Origin of the sequence: Microbacterium sp. H6, assembly GCF_003314775.1 — a bacterium.
Classification (GTDB): domain Bacteria; phylum Actinomycetota; class Actinomycetes; order Actinomycetales; family Microbacteriaceae; genus Microbacterium; species Microbacterium oxydans.
On the sequence record NZ_QOAY01000313.1, the window covers coordinates 1 to 16,495 of the forward strand.

Below are 16,495 nucleotides of genomic sequence, written 5' to 3' on the forward strand. Positions count from 1 at the left end.
CTCGGCGCCTACTCCGCGCCGGCGGCCCCTCCCGCATACCCGGCAGCCGCGCCCGGACAGTCCACGGACGCCTACCCCGGCGTCGCACCCGCCTACCCCGGCACCACGACGGGCTACCCCACCGCTGCCCCCTACGGGCAGCCGGTCTCCGAGGAGCCGAAGAAGCTCTCGGTCCTGGGGCTCGTCGGTCTCGGTGTCGCTGCGCTCGGCACGATCCTGGTCTTCATCCCGGTCGTCGGGTTCATCGGCTTCGTGCTGCTCGCGGCCGCCTTCGTCGTCTCGCTGATCTCGCTCTTCCTGAAGGGCAAGAAGTGGCCGGGCATCGCGGGCCTCGTCCTCGCGGTCGTCGGCACCATCATCGGGATCATCATGTCGTTCGTCTACCTCTTCGCCTTCGCACAGGGCGTGAGCGAGGAGATCGACAAGCTGCCCACCTCCTCCCCCTCGATCGAGGCATCGGCACCGCCGGAGAGCGAGGGGCCCGACGCCGGTGTGCGTCCGACCTCGCCGGAAGTGGCGCAGGGACTGACCGCCATCCTCGCCTCGTCGGGCGCTGAGGGGTACACGGAGCCCCAGGTGTCCTGCCTCGCCGATCTGCTCGTGGCCTCGGATCTCGACAACGCGACGTTGCGCACGATCGCGGACAGCGACGGCAATCTCACCGACACGGACGCTCTGTACGGTGTCGCCGAGGTGCTCAGCGATACCGAGGCGATCACGGCCTGCCTCGTTCCCTGAGCGACGTCAGCTCAATTCAAGAAGGCCTCGAGGGCAATGCTCTCGAGGCCTTCTTCGTGTGATCTAACCGGTATTCGACACAGGGGCGTCCCCGGCGCTACCGTCATCTTTGACGGCCGCCCCTCGCAGAACGGCCGGCGTCGCGAGGACGACCTCACCACGCAATCGCCGACCGAGAAAGACGCACGGGAACGCCTGATGACAACACCTGCCGGCTGGTACGACGACGGCTCCGGGAACCGACGGTGGTGGGATGGGCTGAGCTGGACGGAGCATGTCGTCACCGGGCACCCCGCTGCCGTCACGGAATCGGAGGTCACGACCTCGACTGCCGAGGACGCGCACGTCGCTGCTGACCCGACGGCGCCCGCAGCGGCGACGGACCCCGGGGTCCCGACGACCGCCGCCACGGGTCAGCCCCTCGGGACCGTGGCCGACCTCGAACCCGCGCCCTTCGCCCCGCCGTACACGCTCGCGCACCAGATGCCTGCCTTCCCCGCCGGGACGGTGCCCTCGAACGGTGCGATCTCCGCTCCATACGGCGGGTATCCGGCAGCCTCGTGGCCCACGCCTTCCACCCCGCAAGCCCGCCCCGGCGTCCCTGTCGTGGGCATCATCGGCCTGGCAGCCGTGGTCATCGGCGTCGTCTGCGCATGCATCCCCGTGATCGCGATCGCCGGGTGGGCACTCCTCGCCGTCGGGTTCGTGATGTCGCTCGTCTCCCTGTTCCTGCGCGGGCGGAAGTGGCCGGGCATCACCGGTCTCGCCCTCGCTGTGATCGGAGCCGTGCTCGCGGCTGCCGTGTCGCTGCTGCTGCTCGCCGCGACATCGTCGGACGGTGCTTCGTCCGCGATCCCGAGCGAACGGCCGACGGATGGAGGCACGTCCACGGAACGTCCGGACCCGTCCGCGATCGAGGGCGCCGAGATGACGACCTTCGCCGATCTCGAGGTCGGTGACTGTCTGCCCCTGGTCGTGTACGACGAGGACGAGCTCGTCTTCGAGCTGCCCGTCGTGCCCTGCGAGCAGCCGCACACCGACGAGGTCTTTTTCATCTACGACGTGGAAGACGGTGAGTTCCCGGGCGACGACGCCCTCACCGAGACCGCGTGGAACGGCTGCTACGAGGCGTTCCAGGCGTACGTCGGCACCTCGTACGAGGCCTCGGAGCTCGACTTCTACAACTACCAGCCGACGAAGGGCACGTGGATCCGGGAGGGGGACCGCACCGTGCAGTGCATCCTCTTCAGCTATGACGATGTGACCGGCACCCTGCGGGACTCCGGTCGCTGACCACAACGATACGAAGAAGGCCCCGGATCGCTCCGGGGCCTTCTTCGTGGACTCAGTCCTCGGTCTTGCGCTTGCGCCAGCGGATACCCGCCGAGATGAAGTCGTCGAGGTCGCCGTCGAACACCGCAGCCGGATTGCCGGATTCCTGGCCGGTGCGGAGGTCCTTGACCAGCTGCTGGCCGTAGAGGAAGTACGAGCGCATCTGATCGCCCCAGCTCGCGGTGATGTTGCCCGCGAGTTCCTTCTTCTTCGCAGCCTCCTGCTCCTTCTGCAGCAGCAGGAGTCGCGTCTGCAGCACGCGCATGGCGGCGGCACGGTTCTGGATCTGCGACTTCTCGTTCTGCATCGACACGACGATGCCGGTCGGGAGGTGCGTGAGGCGCACGGCGGAGTCTGTCGTGTTGACCGACTGCCCACCCGGGCCGGAGGAGCGGAACACGTCGACGCGGATGTCGCTCTCCGGGATGTCGACCTCTGTGGCCTCTTCCATCAGCGGGATGACCTCGACGGCGGCGAACGACGTCTGCCGCTTGTCGGCGGAGCCGAACGGACTGATGCGGGCGAGACGATGCGTTCCGGCCTCGACCGAGATGGTGCCGAAGGCGTAGGGAGCGTCGATCTCGAAGGTCGCGGACTTGATGCCGGCGCCCTCCGCGTAAGACGTGTCCATGACCTTGACGGGGTACTTGTGCCGCTCGGCCCAGCGCAGGTACATGCGCATCAGCATCTCGGCGAAGTCCGTGGCGTCATCGCCGCCGGCCCCGGAGCGGATCGTGATGATCGCGGAGCGCTCGTCGTATTCGCCGTCGAGGAGCGTCTGCACCTCGAGCTGGTTGATCAGATCGGTCAGCGCAGCGAGCTCCGTGCGGGCCTCCTGCGCTGAGTCCTCGTCGCCCATCTCGTTCGCGAGACCGACCAGCACTTCCAGGTCGTCGAGACGCTGGGCGATGCCGGTGATGCGGGCGAGCTCCGACTGGCGGTGGCTGAGGGCGCTGGTCACCTTCTGCGCGTTCTCGGTGTCGTCCCAGAGGTCGGGAGCGCCGGCCTCCTCGCTGAGACGCGCGATGTCGTCGCGGAGACGGGAGACATCGACGACCTCGCTGATGTCGCCGAAGGTGTGCCTGAGCGCCTGGATTTCGGCGGAGAGATCTAGTTCGAGCATGACACCTCAGCCTAACGTGCCGCCTGCCCGCACGGGGACGCCATCGTCCGGGAGCTCCGGGCAACGGGAGTAGCGTGAAGTCGTGAGCAGCGCATCGACGGTCCTTCGGCAGTTCGGACCGATGGTGTATCTGCCGACGATCCTGTTCTCGCTCGGCGAGGGTGCGGTGATCCCGCTCATCCCGGTGCTCGCCGTCTCCATGGGAGCGGACGTGGCGTTCGCCGCCCTCGTCGCCTCCTGCCTCGTCATCGGCCAGCTGTGCGGGAACCTCCCCGCCGGATGGGCGGTCGGCAGGATCGGCGAGCGCTACACCATGGTGATCGCCGGGGTGATCTCGATCGTCGCCGGCATCGGAATGGTGTTCGCGCCGTCGCTCGGTGTGCTGGCGGCTTCGGTGTTCCTGCTGGGCATCTGCGCGGCGGCCTTCGGCCTCGCCCGGCATGCGTTCATGACCACGCGGGTTCCTGTCGCCTTCCGCGCGCGGTCGCTCTCGCTGCTCGGCGGGAGCTTCCGCCTCGGCATCTTCGTCGGTCCGTTCATCGCGGCAGGACTGCTTCAGCTCTTCGGCAGCGAGAGCGCAGCGATCTGGTTCTTCCTCGGCTGCCTCGTGGTGATGGTCGCGCTGGTCCTCTTCGGGCCCGATCCGGAGAAGATGGTCCCGCCGGTCACGACGGCCACGCGCGAGCGCTATGCGGAGGACTCCGGCGAGGCCGTGAGCGGTTCGATCCCCACGGTCGAGCGCCTCGGCATCTTCCAGACGATGTGGCGCCAGCGTGCGGTGCTCGGACGCCTCGGCCTCGCCGCCGCTTCGCTCTCCGCCGTCCGGTCGGCCCGCCAGGTCGTGCTCCCCCTGTGGGGGCTGTCCCTGGGGTTGGACGCCTCGACCATCTCCCTCGTCGTCGGCGTCTCCGGGGCCATCGACTTCGCGCTCTTCTATGCGAGCGGCCAGGTGATGGACCGCTTCGGCCGGCTGTGGGCGGCGATGCCGGCGATGGTGCTCATGGGAGCGGGTTTCCTGGCGCTGTCGTTCACGCACGACGGGGATGCGGCTGTGCTGTGGTTCGGCATGTTCGCCGCTGTCCTGGGCGTCGGCAACGGACTGTCCAGCGGCATCCTGCTGACTCTGGGGGCGGATGTCGCGCCGAAGCGGGATCCCGCCGCCTTCCTCGGTTCGTGGCGCACGCTCACCGATGCCGGCGGCGCGATCGCCCCGCTGCTCGTCTCGGGGATCACGGCCGTGGCTTCGCTCCCGTTCGCCGCGGCCGCCATGGGCGTCATCGGCCTGGTGGGTGCTCTCGGCTTCCTGCGCTGGATCCCGCAGTTCGTCCCCCGAGCACGACCCGAGTCCAGCGAAGAGCCACCGGAAGGAGACCCGGAATGATCCCGAACCTCGAGGCGGATGCTCATCGCCTCGTCTCGACCTTCGTCCCCCGATCCGCACGAGACCGCGCAGCGCAGGCGGACTTCGCCTCGTTCTTCGATGCCGACGGCGGGCCTGTGCACCGTGAGGCAGGCCCTGACCACCTCACGGCATCATGTGTGGTGTTCGATGCCACGTTCCAGCACACGCTGCTGGTGTTCCACCGCAAGGGGCAGTTCTGGGTGCAACCGGGAGGCCACGTCGAGGACGGCGACGCATCGGTCATGGCCGGCGCGCTGCGGGAGCTGCGTGAGGAGACCGGCATCGTGGTGGACCCGGTGAACCCGCCGCTCGCCTATGACCTCGACCACCACGGCCTGTCTTCGCGCTTCGGCGCATGCGCCTCGCACCTCGACATCGGGATCGCCGTCGTGGTCGACCGAGAGTCGGCGCTCACCGTGAGCGAGGAGTCGGAGGACCTACGCTGGTGGCCCGTCGATGCCCTGCCAGCGGAGGTGCCACCCCAGCTCGTGCCCCGTCTCACCGGACTGCTCACGCAGCTGCAGAGCCCCCGCTGAGCGGGGTTCTCACCGCAGCGCCGTGCGGCTGGTGGCCGTCGACTCGAGCGGGACTCCGTCAGGCACGAACACGGATACCAACGGCGGATGCCATTGTGCGGCGACGGTGACGCGCGCCGTGACGCCGTCGGGCGTTCCGGCAGCGGTGAGCGAAGCATCGCCCGGCACCGCTACCACGAGCGACGCGGCCTGTTCTTCGACACCGGCGTCGGTCAGCTCGGCTCGCGCGCCGCCGTCGCGAACCACCAGCGTGAACCCGTCAGCCCCGGCGAGCGCTGCGGAATCGGCGAGCGCATCCAACCGCTTCTGGGCGATGTAAAGGTCGGTGGCACAGACACACACGAAGAGCACGGCCAGCGCGAGCAGCACATACCCGAGTGTGAGGAGCAGCACACTCCCCTCGTCGTGCTCGATCCCGGCGCCGAGGGTGCGACGGCCCGGCGTCACCGTTCGGTACCCCACTGTCTGGACATCTTCTGCACGGCCTCGGCCTGAACGGCGACGGCGGTTGACCTGTCGAGGCCGATCACCTCCGGCATCAGGGGCAGCCGTACCCGCGTGGAGACGGAGACGACGATCGTCGCGCCAGCCGCCGGGCACTCGAGAGACTGCGGTGTGCAGGAGAGCGTCAGGTCGACCGTGTCCTCGTCCAGACCGTACTCCTCGACGATGCCGGCGAGCACAGCGTCGCTCCGTTCCGCGGCCGTCGTCGCGTCCGGAGCACGGGCGATCACACGGGCGATGTGCCGCGCTGCCGCCTCCGCTCCGAAGGTCTGCTCCTGGATGGTGCCGAGCGCGATCACGAGGTAGATGAGCGGGACCAGCAGGATCACCCCGGCTGCGATGAACTCGAGGGCAGCCGATCCCTCGTCATTCCTCCCCGAACGTCTCGGCAGGTGCATGCGCCTCCACCTCCATCGCGAGGGGAATGCCGATCAACCCCAGCAGGGGGAACGTCGTACGGACTCGGACGTCGACCGTCTCGTGCGGTGCGATACCGGAGACTCCGATGCGGACGTCATCGGCGTACTCCGACCCGACCGCGCGCGAGATGACCTCCCGGGTGACATCCACGCCCTCCTGCGGCGTCGTGTCGGCGAGTGCAGCGTGGTAGGCCCCCTCGACGGCGGCATCGTGGACCACGTTGCGCACGTACACCGCGAATGCGAGCTGCAGCACCGCGAGCGTGAGCGCGGTCAGGAGGGTGCCCACGAGCACGAACTCCACCGGAGCCGACCCGCGATCATCCGCGCACACACGCCGGTCGTCCATCTCAGAGTCCCGACACCCGCTGGATCGCCTGCTCGAACAGCGACGTGAGCGCGGGGCCCGCGACGGCCCAGATGAGCACCACCAACCCGGCGGTCATCAACGTGACAAGGACCCAGCCAATCGTAGACTTTCACACATGACGAAACGCGGGGGCATCTACGCCCGAATCTCGAAGGCGGACAAGTCCGTCCCCAAGACCGAGATTCAGGTTGAAATCTGCATGAGGCTTGCCGAGGATGACGGCGTGACCGTTGACCCCCGTCACGTCTTCGTTGACGACGGTATCGCGGCTTCGGGGCGCAACATCGATGACACCACGCTAGAGAACCGCCCCGATGCTCGCCGCCTTCTCGATGTGATGCGCGCCGGGGAAATCGATGTGCTGTACTCCGTGGAGGGTGAGCGCCTGGCGCGTACGTACCTGGACGGCTTGCAGTTCATCCAGGCTTCGACACAGGGCGGAGTGACCTGGCACCTGGACACTGACGGCAGGCTCGACCCCAGCACCCCGGCGGGTGAGGAGACGGCGGTATCGATCTTCGCGTCTGGACGCCGCGAGGGCCGCGTTCGTCTGGCACGGCAGAAGCGCCGCTACGACCGCGAGCGCGCGAACGGCATGCCGATCTGGACGGTACGTAGCTTCGGCTTCGAAGACCGTATCCACATCCGCGAGAGCGAGGCCGTGCACATCAGGAACGCCGTGCGCGATTACCTCGACGGGAACGCGAGCATGACCGCAATCGCGCATCGCTGGAACGCAATGGGACTCAAGACGGACGGGATGGGGCGCGAGCGCCGGGGCCGCTACGACGATGAGCCGACTCCGGCTCGCGGGTACTGGACGACAACGACTGTTCAGCGCTTGCTTCTCAAGCCACGGAACGCGGGCATCCTCATACACAAGGGGGCCGAGCTTCCGAACTCGAAGATCGAGCCGATCATCACCCGCGCAGAACTCGAAGAACTTCAGGCCCGAGTGAAGCTCGGAACGCCGGTCGGCGCTCGGGCGAAGTCCCCGCTCGGGGGCATCCTCCGTTGCGAATGCGGTGCACCGATGCACTTCACTCAGTCCTACTCTCAGCGCAAGGGCGGGCCGCGCAACGTCTACGACATCTACAAGTGCAGCCAGACGGCGTTCGACAGGACCCGGCGTCACGCAAGCATCCGCAGCACGATCGCAGAGAACGAGGTCGCGCTTCAGGTCATGGGCTTCATGTCCATCGGGTACGGCATCCAGGATGAGGCACCGACGTACGGCGTTCAGCTTGGTGAGATTGCAGAGAAGCTCGCCGCTCTCGATGAGCAAGAGTCCCGCGCCGAGGATGCGCTCATCGAAGGGCTGGGGAACAAGGCCCGCATGAGGGGGAAGCTCGAAGTCATCCGCGCAGAGCGCGCCGAGCTTCGCGCCGAGCGTGATCGGGTCGAAGCGAACCGCGTTGGCGGGAACGTTTTTCGAGTCATGTCGAAGCTTCAACACGTCATGGAAGGCATCGTCTACGGGGAAGACACTCCCCCTTCAGAACTCGAAGCCGACGCGATCGAGAAAGTAGTCGAGGCGTTCAACGAGGTTCCACTGGAAGACATGCAGGCGCTGATTCGGGCGCGGTTCGTCTGCCTCGTGAAGGTGGGCGGGCGCGGTGCCGAGCGCGTGAGGGTTATCCCGGGGCGCATCATCCCGAACACATGAGAAAGGCCCCGGGGTTACCCGAGGCCTTTCCTTACTCTGCGCGCCGTGCGAGCAGACCGCCTATCGCTAAGCCGACTGCCGCGAAGAATCCGATCGTGGTCCCGAGCGCGATCACGCGACGCCCACCATGCTGGGAACGTACACATACACGCCCTCGAACGTCATGACACCGTTCGACTTGAACTCGCGGTAGCCGAGGTTGCGAATCGCGGTGTAGAACTTCGGGCCGCTCTTCGCGCCCACGTTGTTCTGATCACACCATGCCGCGTACCGGGCGTAGAGCGTCGAGCGAGGCACGCGGTAGCTCGCATTCCCGGCGTCCGCGTACACGAGTTCGTCGGCATCCATCCACTCGCGGATCGGATCAGACTCGCGAGCGAAGCGCTCGCGTGCCTCGCTCGCTGCACCGACGATCTCGAAGTATCGTGCCGGTTCCTGGATCACTTCGTCAGTCGGGCGACCGTTCGCGTCGAAGACCTGCTTCGGCTCTGTGCGGTAGTAGAGCGCACGTAGCGCGTTCATCGCCTTGTTGAAGATGCCCGGAACCTCAGCGTGTAGCGCGGCCTCGTCGAACGGCTTCGAGCGATCCACCTGTATATCGAAAGGAAGAATCGTCCAGCGCCGGAAGTATGCGCCCGATGTGTTCGCGCTCTGCCACACCTTGTTCGTGCTGAACACCGGCACGGCGAATGGGCGGAACGGGAACGCATCCTTCCCCTTCCGCTCGTGCGACATCGTGTCGCCACCCGTGATCTGAAGGAAGAGACTCGTGTCATCCATGTAGCTCGAATCGATGTCGCCGACGATGTTCGCGGCCTTGCCGTACAGGCTCGATGCGGCGAACCGATTCTCGGTCAGCGACTTCAGGCTTTCGGCCGAAATGTTCTCGCGCCCCAGCATCTTTTCGAGCACGCGCAGGAAGGTGCTCTTGCCGGTGCCCTCTCGACCGAGCAGAAGGAAAGCGGTCTGAAGAGGGTTGCCCGTCATGAGTAGGTACCCCAGCGACTCCCACAGCAGGCCGTGAACCTCTTCGGGCAGAACAGAGTACAGCCACGCATCGAAGTTCGGGCACGTCGCGCCCGCGTCATATTCGAACGGAAGCTGAATCATGGATCGGTGCACAGGATCGTGACTTGCGAAACGCTCGGCGGCGTCCGTCTCGCGCCACAGATAAACCCCGTTACGGAGATTGATCAGCGGGCACCACGGTTCCGGCTCTTCTGCGGTGAGGTGCTTCGTCAGGGGCATGTAGCGCACGAGACGCTCGACAACCGAGCCTCGTGCGATCGTGTAGTCGTTGCGCAGCACACGCGCCACGCGGCGATCGATCACGTCGGGATCGGGACGGAAGACGCCGCCCTGATACGACCACAGCGAGCCGTCAGGGCCGACCGCCACCCCTTCGCTTACGTGCACCGCAAGAGAGTTCGGCTGAAACTTGCCGTTCTTGTCGAAGGCATCCTGGGCCTTGATCTTGTTCGGAGCCTTGGAGATCATCGCGCGACCTCAGTCTCGAGCGGCGTCCAGGGGAAGACGCGGTGCACGCCTTCAAGGATCATGTCGTGAATCTCGGTAGCGGTGAGGGCGTCGTTCATCTCACCGAGCCACAGGTTGTACTCCGGGTCGTAGATGTAGCTCACGCCGTCAATGCGCAGCGTCTCGTTCAGCCCGGTTTCGGTGTACTGGGGAATGTCACCCTGCTGGTTCTCAGCAGGCGTGGATAGGTCAGACATAGTGTCTTCGCCTTTCGATTTGGTGTCGGGGTTATCGACTCTCTCGGGAATGGGGGGCGGCAGCACGGCGAAGCATCCACCGCCCCATGACCCCGACGAGAGCCACGCTGAAAGGAGCGCACCCCTATTCTACCGAAACTCAGGACTGTGAGGAATGCGCAAGATTGGTGCAAACTACTGCACAATATGACCGTGTCAAGCTGCCCCGAACATTGCCCTGAAACTGCCCTGCACCATTTGACTCTAGGAAATTGTTGAATACGTTGGGGTACTTTTAGGGTCGATCTGGGGCAGAGAGTAGGGCAGGCAGGTCCGCTCCATGACTGGAAAAGGGCGACTAGGGTAGTGATACTGAGAAGAATCCCTACCAGCCCGAACCAGCCCAGGAACGCAGTGCGCGGAGACAAATTACCCCGCTGCCCCAGGCATCAACGTGACCCTATTCTCGCACATCAGGCATGGCTCAATACAGCTCGGGAACCGGATCGTTACATCTCAAAGTTTAGTGAAGATACTCTTGCGTGCGTTTATATAATAGACACCGTCCGAATGCATCTGCCGCGACACGAACTCGGATCACCGACAGATCTCGCGCGCATTCACGCGTGCCCGTTCAGCGGAACTGGTCAAGGGCTAGGCCTCGCCCAGACGTCTGCGCCGTCGAGCCCTCGCAAACCTCCGCTATACCCTCCTCTGATTCCCCCGGGGCATCGTACGGAGAGAGCTTCTCGACCACACGCTCCCGTCGCAGACGGACACTCCATGGTGTACCGCTACTCTGATCTCAAAAGGAGAGGGGCAGTGTGGCCAGCTACAGCATGTCGCCGTATGCCATTTCAGCGGCACCCAGGTACGCGCGCGACGGAGAACGTCGTCCGATCACGGATCTCGATGGGAGCGGCGTAACGTTCCAGAGTGTTATCAATGGAGTGCTCGATAGCATCAGCGGTGATCAACCGCACATCGACGGGGACGATTCAAGCCGCGCCGTTCGCGTGAAGGGGATGCGGCAAGAGAGCACGTTCACCTTCGCTGAGCTCGGTGTTGGGCGGGCCGGGGTCGAGGGCACCCTCTACCGGCATGACGACGATCCAGTGCCATACAAAGCCGAGGACCACAACGAAGCTCTGGTGCGGAGCGTCTTTGCGTTCCCCGCTGGCGGATACGAAGTGTTTTGGATGAACGAGCGAGCTAGCAATAGCTCCGCACTCTCCGACCTTGCGAAACGGCTAAAGACGGCCTTCCGGGACGTGGCGCCGGACATGACCGTGAAAATCAATCCTGTCGTCGCCTGGAGCGCAGTCATGGCTTGGGCTGAGCAGGTTCCTGTCAAGGAACTCAGGTTCGACGCACCACAGGACGGCAGTAGTCAGGCCATGGGAGCCAACGGCTCCCATGGAAAGATCCGTGTCTCGATCAAGCCTCAGGGAATGAAGCTCAACCGCTTGGTTCGTCACGAGGGCCCGGACCGCAATCTAGTCTTCGGATTTCTCAGCGAGGTTCCGGGGGTGCGCGACGATCTGAGCGCTGACCGTCTGATTCAGGATGGCTGGGAGGCTTCGGTGGCCTTCGAGACTCCGAGTGGTCACCAGCGCTCTTTCACTCTGGGCCTGGGAGAATCGGCCCCCTCTCTGATCTACAACGTCGGACCCGATCAATCAAACCTCCAGCAGCCGATTCGTCCGACGAACCTTGAGTTCGCCGCGGCATGTGACTCGTTCCTCAATGACGTTCCCGAGATCTCCCAGGGGGCTCCGTCGGTGGGTGCTGCGATACTTCAGGGGCTGCACGAGTAAGGAGGTAGAGCGATGAAGGGCGTTTCGGTCTGGCGGATAATCCGCGATCAGTTCCACTCCGGCGATATCCCCCGAAGCGTGGCCAGGACAGGGCTTGACTACCTACAGCTCTTCTGGGTGTTGCTTGCTGTCGGCATCGGGATTGCGTTCTTCTTTGCTGCGCCGGCTACTGACCCGGGTGCGGCGGTGCTCGCCGCGAACGCGGTCTTTACCGCTCTGAGCGTGACGATGGCGATGCTCTTCTGGCCGCGAGCAATCAACGCGAAGAACACCCCGGGATACAACACCAGTGATGACCGGTGGCACGTCTACCGGCTGACGACTCAACTGTTCTGGACGGTGCTCGTTGGAATCACTGCGACCGGCCTAGCCGTGGCTCAACTGGCGATCCCGACGTGCTGGCTCCTCAGCAGCTACGTATCGGCCCTGACAGTAGCCCTCACTGCATACCAGGTCCTCCTCTTGGGCCAGTCTGTGTTCCGGCTTTACGCAGCCACCTTCTGGATGAAAGAGGCCTAGCCGTCTCCGTCCTCGGCTTCTAGGCGGAAACCGTACTTCTGAAGCGTCTTGCGAGCATCCCGCCTCGATTCGGAGTCGATCGGCCCGTTTGCGATCTCTCGCACGACTACTATCGCCTGAGGCGAGGGTCTCCCCCGGGCTCGCGAGCAGATTGGTTTCGTCGGACTAATTCTTGTCGGTCATGCTCGCCCTGCTCGGGGTCGCGTCAAAAACGATGGCTGGGTGAGAGTGCCATCAGAACCCCGATCGGCCTCAAATCACCCTCTCAAAAGTATCTCGCAAAACCTCTTGCTTTGAGAGTCGAGTATTGAGAGACTAAACCCATGGCAATCATCGGGTACACGCGCGTCAGCACCAAGGATCAGGACACCGCCTTGCAGGATGCGGCGATGGCTGAGGCGCAGGTGGATCGGCTCTACACCGACCACGGCGTGAGCGGCACGCTGGCATCGCGTCCGGAGCTGGACAAGGCTCTCGACCGTCTCGACCGCGGCGACACCTTCGTCGTGTGGAAGCTCGACCGGCTGGGGCGCAACACGAAGAACGTGCTGGAGGTCATCGAGGATCTGATCGATCGTGGAGTGACGTTCAAGAGTCTCACCGAGCAGATCGACCTCAGTGCCGGACCCATGGGAAAGGCGATGCTGACGATCCTCGCGGCATTCGCGGAGCTAGAGCGCGCGACCATGATCGAGCGCACCCGCGCCGGACTCGACGCAGCGAAGGCACAGGGCCGCGTGGGGGGTCGCCCCTCGAAGGTGGACGCGAAGAAACTCGCCACGATCAAGAAGCTCCTGGCGTCCGGTGAGCACAGTCGCGCCGAGATCGCGAGCATGATCGGGATCTCCCAGGCGACGCTCTATCGGGTCATTGGGTCGCTCTGACCACTGCCCCCGGGCTCGGACGGCGGAGCCTCGACCGCGAGAAGCGGGGCTCCGGCAGCCAAGGGAGGTTGCGGCTCGCTCCCGCTCCAGGGCAGCAGCTCACCGTCATTTGAGACTTCGACGCGAAGCCGCTCGAATCCATTCATGACGTTTTCGAACTGGTAGTCGGCGCAGTACTGAGCGATGGCATCGTCTACGCCAGGGAGCCGGGTGAGAATCGCCAGTCTGGCGACTAGTTGAGAGACGTCGGCGATGAGACCAATGTGGCTGTCGTCCGCGATCTGAGGACGGTTGTAGTGCTTGATCGAGTTATAGGTGTCGGCAACAAGCCGAGCGAGCCCCGGGATGCTGAACCGGAACCGCGTGAGGTCTGTTGGAACCGCGTGTAGTGCCCGGAGCACGTATGTGGCCGTAGTCGCAGTCTTGGGTTTATCCGGGTTCCTGTACGTCACGTGTTCACCCTCGACCGGATCGAGAAGGTGGCCGATGGCTTCGAGGCTGATGTTCGCTCCGACGATAACGTCCTCCGCGGTGAACCACTCTCGATTCAATAGCGATACGAGCGGCTGGATGGCTCTCGACCACTCCTTTTGCATGCCTGCCCACTCCGCCAAAGCGTGCGCCGTGAAGCTATCGGCGGAAGCGATTGGACGCTCTCGGGAGTCATCCGTGCTCGATGGCTGGAAGCGATCCCAGGTGGTTTCACGCAGGACGAGATCGAGGAACGGGAGGTGAATCGGTGCGTTCTCGAAGTACTGCGGCGAGGGCATCGTGCTGTCCTGCACCTGGTGATGACGGAACCGCAGTGGCGTTCCGAACACCAAGACGAGGAGGTCTCTCACGACGCGCTGAGTCGCCAAGTGCACCGCCGGTGGTTGAGGCGGATCGAAGGTGCTGGATAGCGTCACCCACTCATCGACTCCGACACCCGCACCTGGCTCTCGCCCTTCCCAGTCGGTCCCAATTGACATCGCGGCCGCACCTTGCTCCCAGGAGACATCGGCAGTGCTTTCGACTCGAATAGTCAGACCCTTCGTGATCGCGTAGTCGTTCGTATGATGCTCGATCCTTGTTGCCGTGAAGCCGGTCCACTCCCGCAGCCCGTCAACGCGCGAGCGGATCGTGTCAACAGCGAACGGCTGATCGATTGTTCGCATGCCGAGGACGACGCTCGCCGCTACGAATCGACCAACCGCGAGATCTCGCCCGAAGTGTCGTGTGCGCCCGGAGACTCGGCACCCGTAGAGCGTCACTTCCAGGTCGTCACCCTTGAATTGGAAGGCATCCGGGAGCGCATCTGACTCAAACCATCGCTTTGCGGAGGAGAACTGCTCACCACCTCCGGACATCATGTACGGCACCTCCACGAGCAGGCCGTTCTTGGGGGTGAGCGTGAGCGTGGCGACGACATATGGAGTGCCGTCCACACCATCGATGAGCAGACCGGCGTATGCCTTGTCGGCCTCGATGTGCTTCGTGAGCGCCATGCTTCCTCCTAACGTTCCCGCAACCGTAGCGAACGCTCCAGCCATACTGATGAGATGAGACGAGTTACGTGCGCCGTCGCGATCATCGCGCTGTTCGTACTTTCGGGGGCGGTGCTCGCTGCGTGCACCTCCAGTCCCACTGTCACACCCGCTTGCGAAGACGCCATGATCGCCGCCGAGCAGGAGACGGGCGAGAGCGAGACCGCGATCCTTGCCACACTCGATGAGTGCGCGACCGCGGAGGATTGGATCGTTGGCTTGCAGGCACACCCCACAGCGGGTTCGTTTACCTCGTACACGCGAACCGAGGCAATCGAGTTCCTGGATCTCGCTTGCATTCGACGGATTGATGCAGGCGTCTGCATCGACGCCGCTGAGCAAGGACACCTCACCTTCGAGCTGGACGATCCACGTCTGCCTGAGCTTCAGGTGCCGCGCCCTTAACCCCTGCGGGTCACTACCCTGGGACCGTGGACACCGAGCCCAAGCACGCGCCGACGATTGCAGAACTGAAGCTGTTCATGAACGAGTGCATGCGCTACTTCGATCGACCGAAGATGCGCGTCCCGGAGACCAACAGGCGGCAGATGCTGACGCTCTACGGGCCGTGCGTACAGGTCATTCGCTTCAACCGCTCCGTCGCGATCCTCGATGAGCGCAACCACCACATCGAGGTGCGCGTACTCGCGCGGTCAGCGCTGGAGTACGCCGCAACAGCCCAGTACGCCTATCTGCGAGTCGATGGCATCGACCGGCTGCGAAAGGGTGCAGCCATCCATCAGCGCGAACTGATGGAGCGCATGGCGAAGTGGACCGACGACCCCGAGTATCTGCTGATGGTGGACGACGTCCACGTCCCCGAGACGGCTAAGGCGATGCCCTCCGTGGCAGATGTCTTCCGCACGCTCGATCCAGAGGGGAAGGTGTTCGAGTCCGCCTACGCGCTTCTATCGCAATCGACCCATGTTCGCGCGTCCTCTCTCACGCAGTACTTCAAGAGGAGTGGCGACTTCGTGGGCTTGAACCCCGGGGTCGAGGAAGACCCCTTCCAACACTTCACGATGACCACGCTTGCTCTCGCGACGATGGCCGTCACTTGGATCATGGCGCGGATCTCGTCCGATGAGACGATGCTCGAATGGCTCGATCAGAAGTCCGATGCGCTGGGCCTTCCCCTGCGGTATGACCAGGACTGGCCAGAGGCGCAGAGAGCCCACAAAGACTTGTAGGAGCGCGCTTCGCTGCCCCTGTGCGCCGTCCGCATCTCTTTGAAGCAGAAACCCTGGCGTGGAGTCATCGCGTATAAGGAATATCCTCTCGTCGGGCTCAAGGTCTACGAAGCGTATCGTTCCGATTTCTCGTTCAGAGCAGACCGACCAGAGCATGGAAGCGCCGCTAGAGACGTCGTCGATCTCGCGCGGCACCACCGTGTTGCAGCGCTCAGTGTATAAATTCACGTTGAGGTAGGTCGCCTGTGCGCTTTACTGACGGAACCCTTGCGCTACTCGTCGAGGGCAGCGAGCAGTTCTGCTGTACTGAGGTCGAATGCACGCGCGATGCACCACCAGGATTCCAACGAGCCGCGGGAGGCGGGCTTGTCAGGCCGTCGGTTTCGTGCGCTCCCCGTCTCCATGGCTATCAGCGTCGCCCTACTGACGCCCGAGTACTCCGCTAGCTGGTCGTAGGTCCAGCCCCGAGATGCGCGCAGCTGGCTGAGGCGCAGTCGGAGTGCTTCGAAGTTCGGTGTGTCGCGAGGAGTGGTCACCTACCCAGGTCACGGCACTTCGTCAAACATTGCAGTGTGGAAAGCCACACTACCAGGCTGGAAAGCCATACCACCTCTCATGACGCCTCAAGGCTCCGGAGCCGATCAGAAAGACAACATGACAACCAGTACCGCCGCACCGACAGTGCGCGACACGTTCGGCTGATGGCGCTCATCGAAATTCCCCAGAGTTGCTCATCGGAATTCCTCAGGTCGCGTGG

At 64.2% G+C, this 16,495-nt stretch carries 18 protein-coding genes; 10 read left to right on the forward strand and 8 right to left on the reverse strand.

What is annotated here, in order from left to right; genetic code table 11:
• Both DSP71_RS21415 and DSP71_RS21420 read left to right on the forward strand, forming a co-directional pair.
• Window positions 1-738: hypothetical protein (locus DSP71_RS21415; RefSeq protein ID WP_113682007.1), on the forward strand; the 738-nt coding region annotated here is incomplete at its 5' end.
• Between the two features lie 198 nt (window positions 739-936).
• Window positions 937-2,031 carry a DUF2510 domain-containing protein gene (locus DSP71_RS21420; RefSeq protein WP_181800798.1) on the forward strand — a complete coding sequence of 365 codons (1,095 nt, stop codon included), beginning with the start codon at window positions 937-939 and terminating at the stop codon, window positions 2,029-2,031.
• 52 nt (window positions 2,032-2,083) lie between these two features.
• Here DSP71_RS21420 and prfB read toward each other — a convergent pair whose 3' ends face one another.
• Window positions 2,084-3,193 (reverse strand): peptide chain release factor 2, encoded by a 1,110-nt coding sequence (prfB, locus tag DSP71_RS21425; RefSeq protein WP_046749003.1) that lies wholly within the window; start codon window positions 3,191-3,193, stop codon window positions 2,084-2,086.
• Between the two features lie 121 nt (window positions 3,194-3,314).
• Here prfB and DSP71_RS21430 point away from each other — a divergent pair, with 121 nt between their 5' ends.
• Both DSP71_RS21430 and DSP71_RS21435 read left to right on the forward strand, forming a co-directional pair.
• Entirely contained in the window at window positions 3,315-4,574 is a 1,260-nt protein-coding gene (locus tag DSP71_RS21430; protein ID WP_061018259.1) for an MFS transporter, read from the forward strand.
• Window positions 4,571-5,131, forward strand: a complete 561-nt coding sequence (locus DSP71_RS21435; RefSeq protein WP_061018252.1) for an NUDIX hydrolase — start codon at window positions 4,571-4,573, stop codon at window positions 5,129-5,131. The genes DSP71_RS21430 and DSP71_RS21435 overlap by 4 nt, the downstream gene beginning before the upstream one ends.
• A 9-nt stretch (window positions 5,132-5,140) precedes the next feature.
• Here DSP71_RS21435 and DSP71_RS21440 read toward each other — a convergent pair whose 3' ends face one another.
• The 3 genes from DSP71_RS21440 to DSP71_RS21450 are packed head-to-tail and all read right to left on the reverse strand — an operon-like array spanning window position 5,141 to window position 6,403.
• Window positions 5,141-5,524 (reverse strand): hypothetical protein, encoded by a 384-nt coding sequence (locus tag DSP71_RS21440; RefSeq protein ID WP_179516254.1) that lies wholly within the window; start codon window positions 5,522-5,524, stop codon window positions 5,141-5,143.
• 50 nt (window positions 5,525-5,574) lie between these two features.
• Complete coding sequence (locus tag DSP71_RS21445; protein ID WP_113682009.1) at window positions 5,575-6,033, reverse strand: TadE family protein; 459 nt, start codon at window positions 6,031-6,033, stop codon at window positions 5,575-5,577.
• Window positions 6,002-6,403, reverse strand: a complete 402-nt coding sequence (locus DSP71_RS21450) for a TadE/TadG family type IV pilus assembly protein (RefSeq protein ID WP_046748999.1) — start codon at window positions 6,401-6,403, stop codon at window positions 6,002-6,004. The genes DSP71_RS21445 and DSP71_RS21450 overlap by 32 nt, the downstream gene beginning before the upstream one ends.
• A gap of 136 nt (window positions 6,404-6,539) precedes the next feature.
• On the opposite strand from DSP71_RS21450, the gene DSP71_RS21455 reads away from it, so the two are divergent.
• Window positions 6,540-8,090 (forward strand): recombinase family protein, encoded by a 1,551-nt coding sequence (locus tag DSP71_RS21455; protein WP_113682010.1) that lies wholly within the window; start codon window positions 6,540-6,542, stop codon window positions 8,088-8,090.
• Between the two features lie 111 nt (window positions 8,091-8,201).
• On the opposite strand, the gene DSP71_RS21460 is transcribed toward DSP71_RS21455, so the two are convergent.
• Window positions 8,202-9,587, reverse strand: coding sequence for a phage/plasmid primase, P4 family (locus DSP71_RS21460; protein WP_113682011.1), 1,386 nt, complete (start codon window positions 9,585-9,587; stop codon window positions 8,202-8,204).
• Window positions 9,584-9,823 (reverse strand): hypothetical protein, encoded by a 240-nt coding sequence (locus DSP71_RS21465; protein ID WP_113682012.1) that lies wholly within the window; start codon window positions 9,821-9,823, stop codon window positions 9,584-9,586. Before DSP71_RS21465 ends, DSP71_RS21460 begins: the two co-directional genes overlap by 4 nt.
• A gap of 803 nt (window positions 9,824-10,626) precedes the next feature.
• Between DSP71_RS21465 and DSP71_RS21470 the strand changes: the two genes are divergently transcribed.
• The 3 genes from DSP71_RS21470 (at window position 10,627) to DSP71_RS21480 (ending at window position 13,022) form a co-directional block, all read left to right on the forward strand.
• Window positions 10,627-11,619 carry a hypothetical protein gene (locus DSP71_RS21470; protein ID WP_113682013.1) on the forward strand — a complete coding sequence of 331 codons (993 nt, stop codon included), beginning with the start codon at window positions 10,627-10,629 and terminating at the stop codon, window positions 11,617-11,619.
• Window positions 11,620-11,631: 12 nt separating this feature from the next.
• Window positions 11,632-12,138 carry a hypothetical protein gene (locus tag DSP71_RS21475; protein WP_113682014.1) on the forward strand — a complete coding sequence of 169 codons (507 nt, stop codon included), beginning with the start codon at window positions 11,632-11,634 and terminating at the stop codon, window positions 12,136-12,138.
• Window positions 12,139-12,461: 323 nt separating this feature from the next.
• Window positions 12,462-13,022 carry a recombinase family protein gene (locus DSP71_RS21480; protein ID WP_113682015.1) on the forward strand — a complete coding sequence of 187 codons (561 nt, stop codon included), beginning with the start codon at window positions 12,462-12,464 and terminating at the stop codon, window positions 13,020-13,022.
• On the opposite strand, the gene DSP71_RS21485 is transcribed toward DSP71_RS21480, so the two are convergent.
• Window positions 12,998-14,509, reverse strand: a complete 1,512-nt coding sequence (locus tag DSP71_RS21485) for a hypothetical protein (protein ID WP_113682016.1) — start codon at window positions 14,507-14,509, stop codon at window positions 12,998-13,000. The two genes, DSP71_RS21480 and DSP71_RS21485, sit on opposite strands and share 25 nt — an antisense overlap.
• Window positions 14,510-14,674: 165 nt before the next feature.
• Between DSP71_RS21485 and DSP71_RS21490 the strand changes: the two genes are divergently transcribed.
• Both DSP71_RS21490 and DSP71_RS21495 read left to right on the forward strand, forming a co-directional pair.
• Window positions 14,675-14,953 (forward strand): hypothetical protein, encoded by a 279-nt coding sequence (locus DSP71_RS21490; RefSeq protein WP_147251425.1) that lies wholly within the window; start codon window positions 14,675-14,677, stop codon window positions 14,951-14,953.
• Window positions 14,954-14,979: 26 nt separating this feature from the next.
• On the forward strand, window positions 14,980-15,738 hold the full coding sequence (locus tag DSP71_RS21495; protein WP_113682018.1) for a DUF5677 domain-containing protein: 759 nt from the start codon (window positions 14,980-14,982) through the stop codon (window positions 15,736-15,738).
• 272 nt (window positions 15,739-16,010) lie between these two features.
• On the opposite strand, the gene DSP71_RS21500 is transcribed toward DSP71_RS21495, so the two are convergent.
• On the reverse strand, window positions 16,011-16,274 hold the full coding sequence (locus DSP71_RS21500) for a helix-turn-helix transcriptional regulator (protein WP_113682019.1): 264 nt from the start codon (window positions 16,272-16,274) through the stop codon (window positions 16,011-16,013).
• Window positions 16,275-16,495 lie beyond the last annotated feature (221 nt).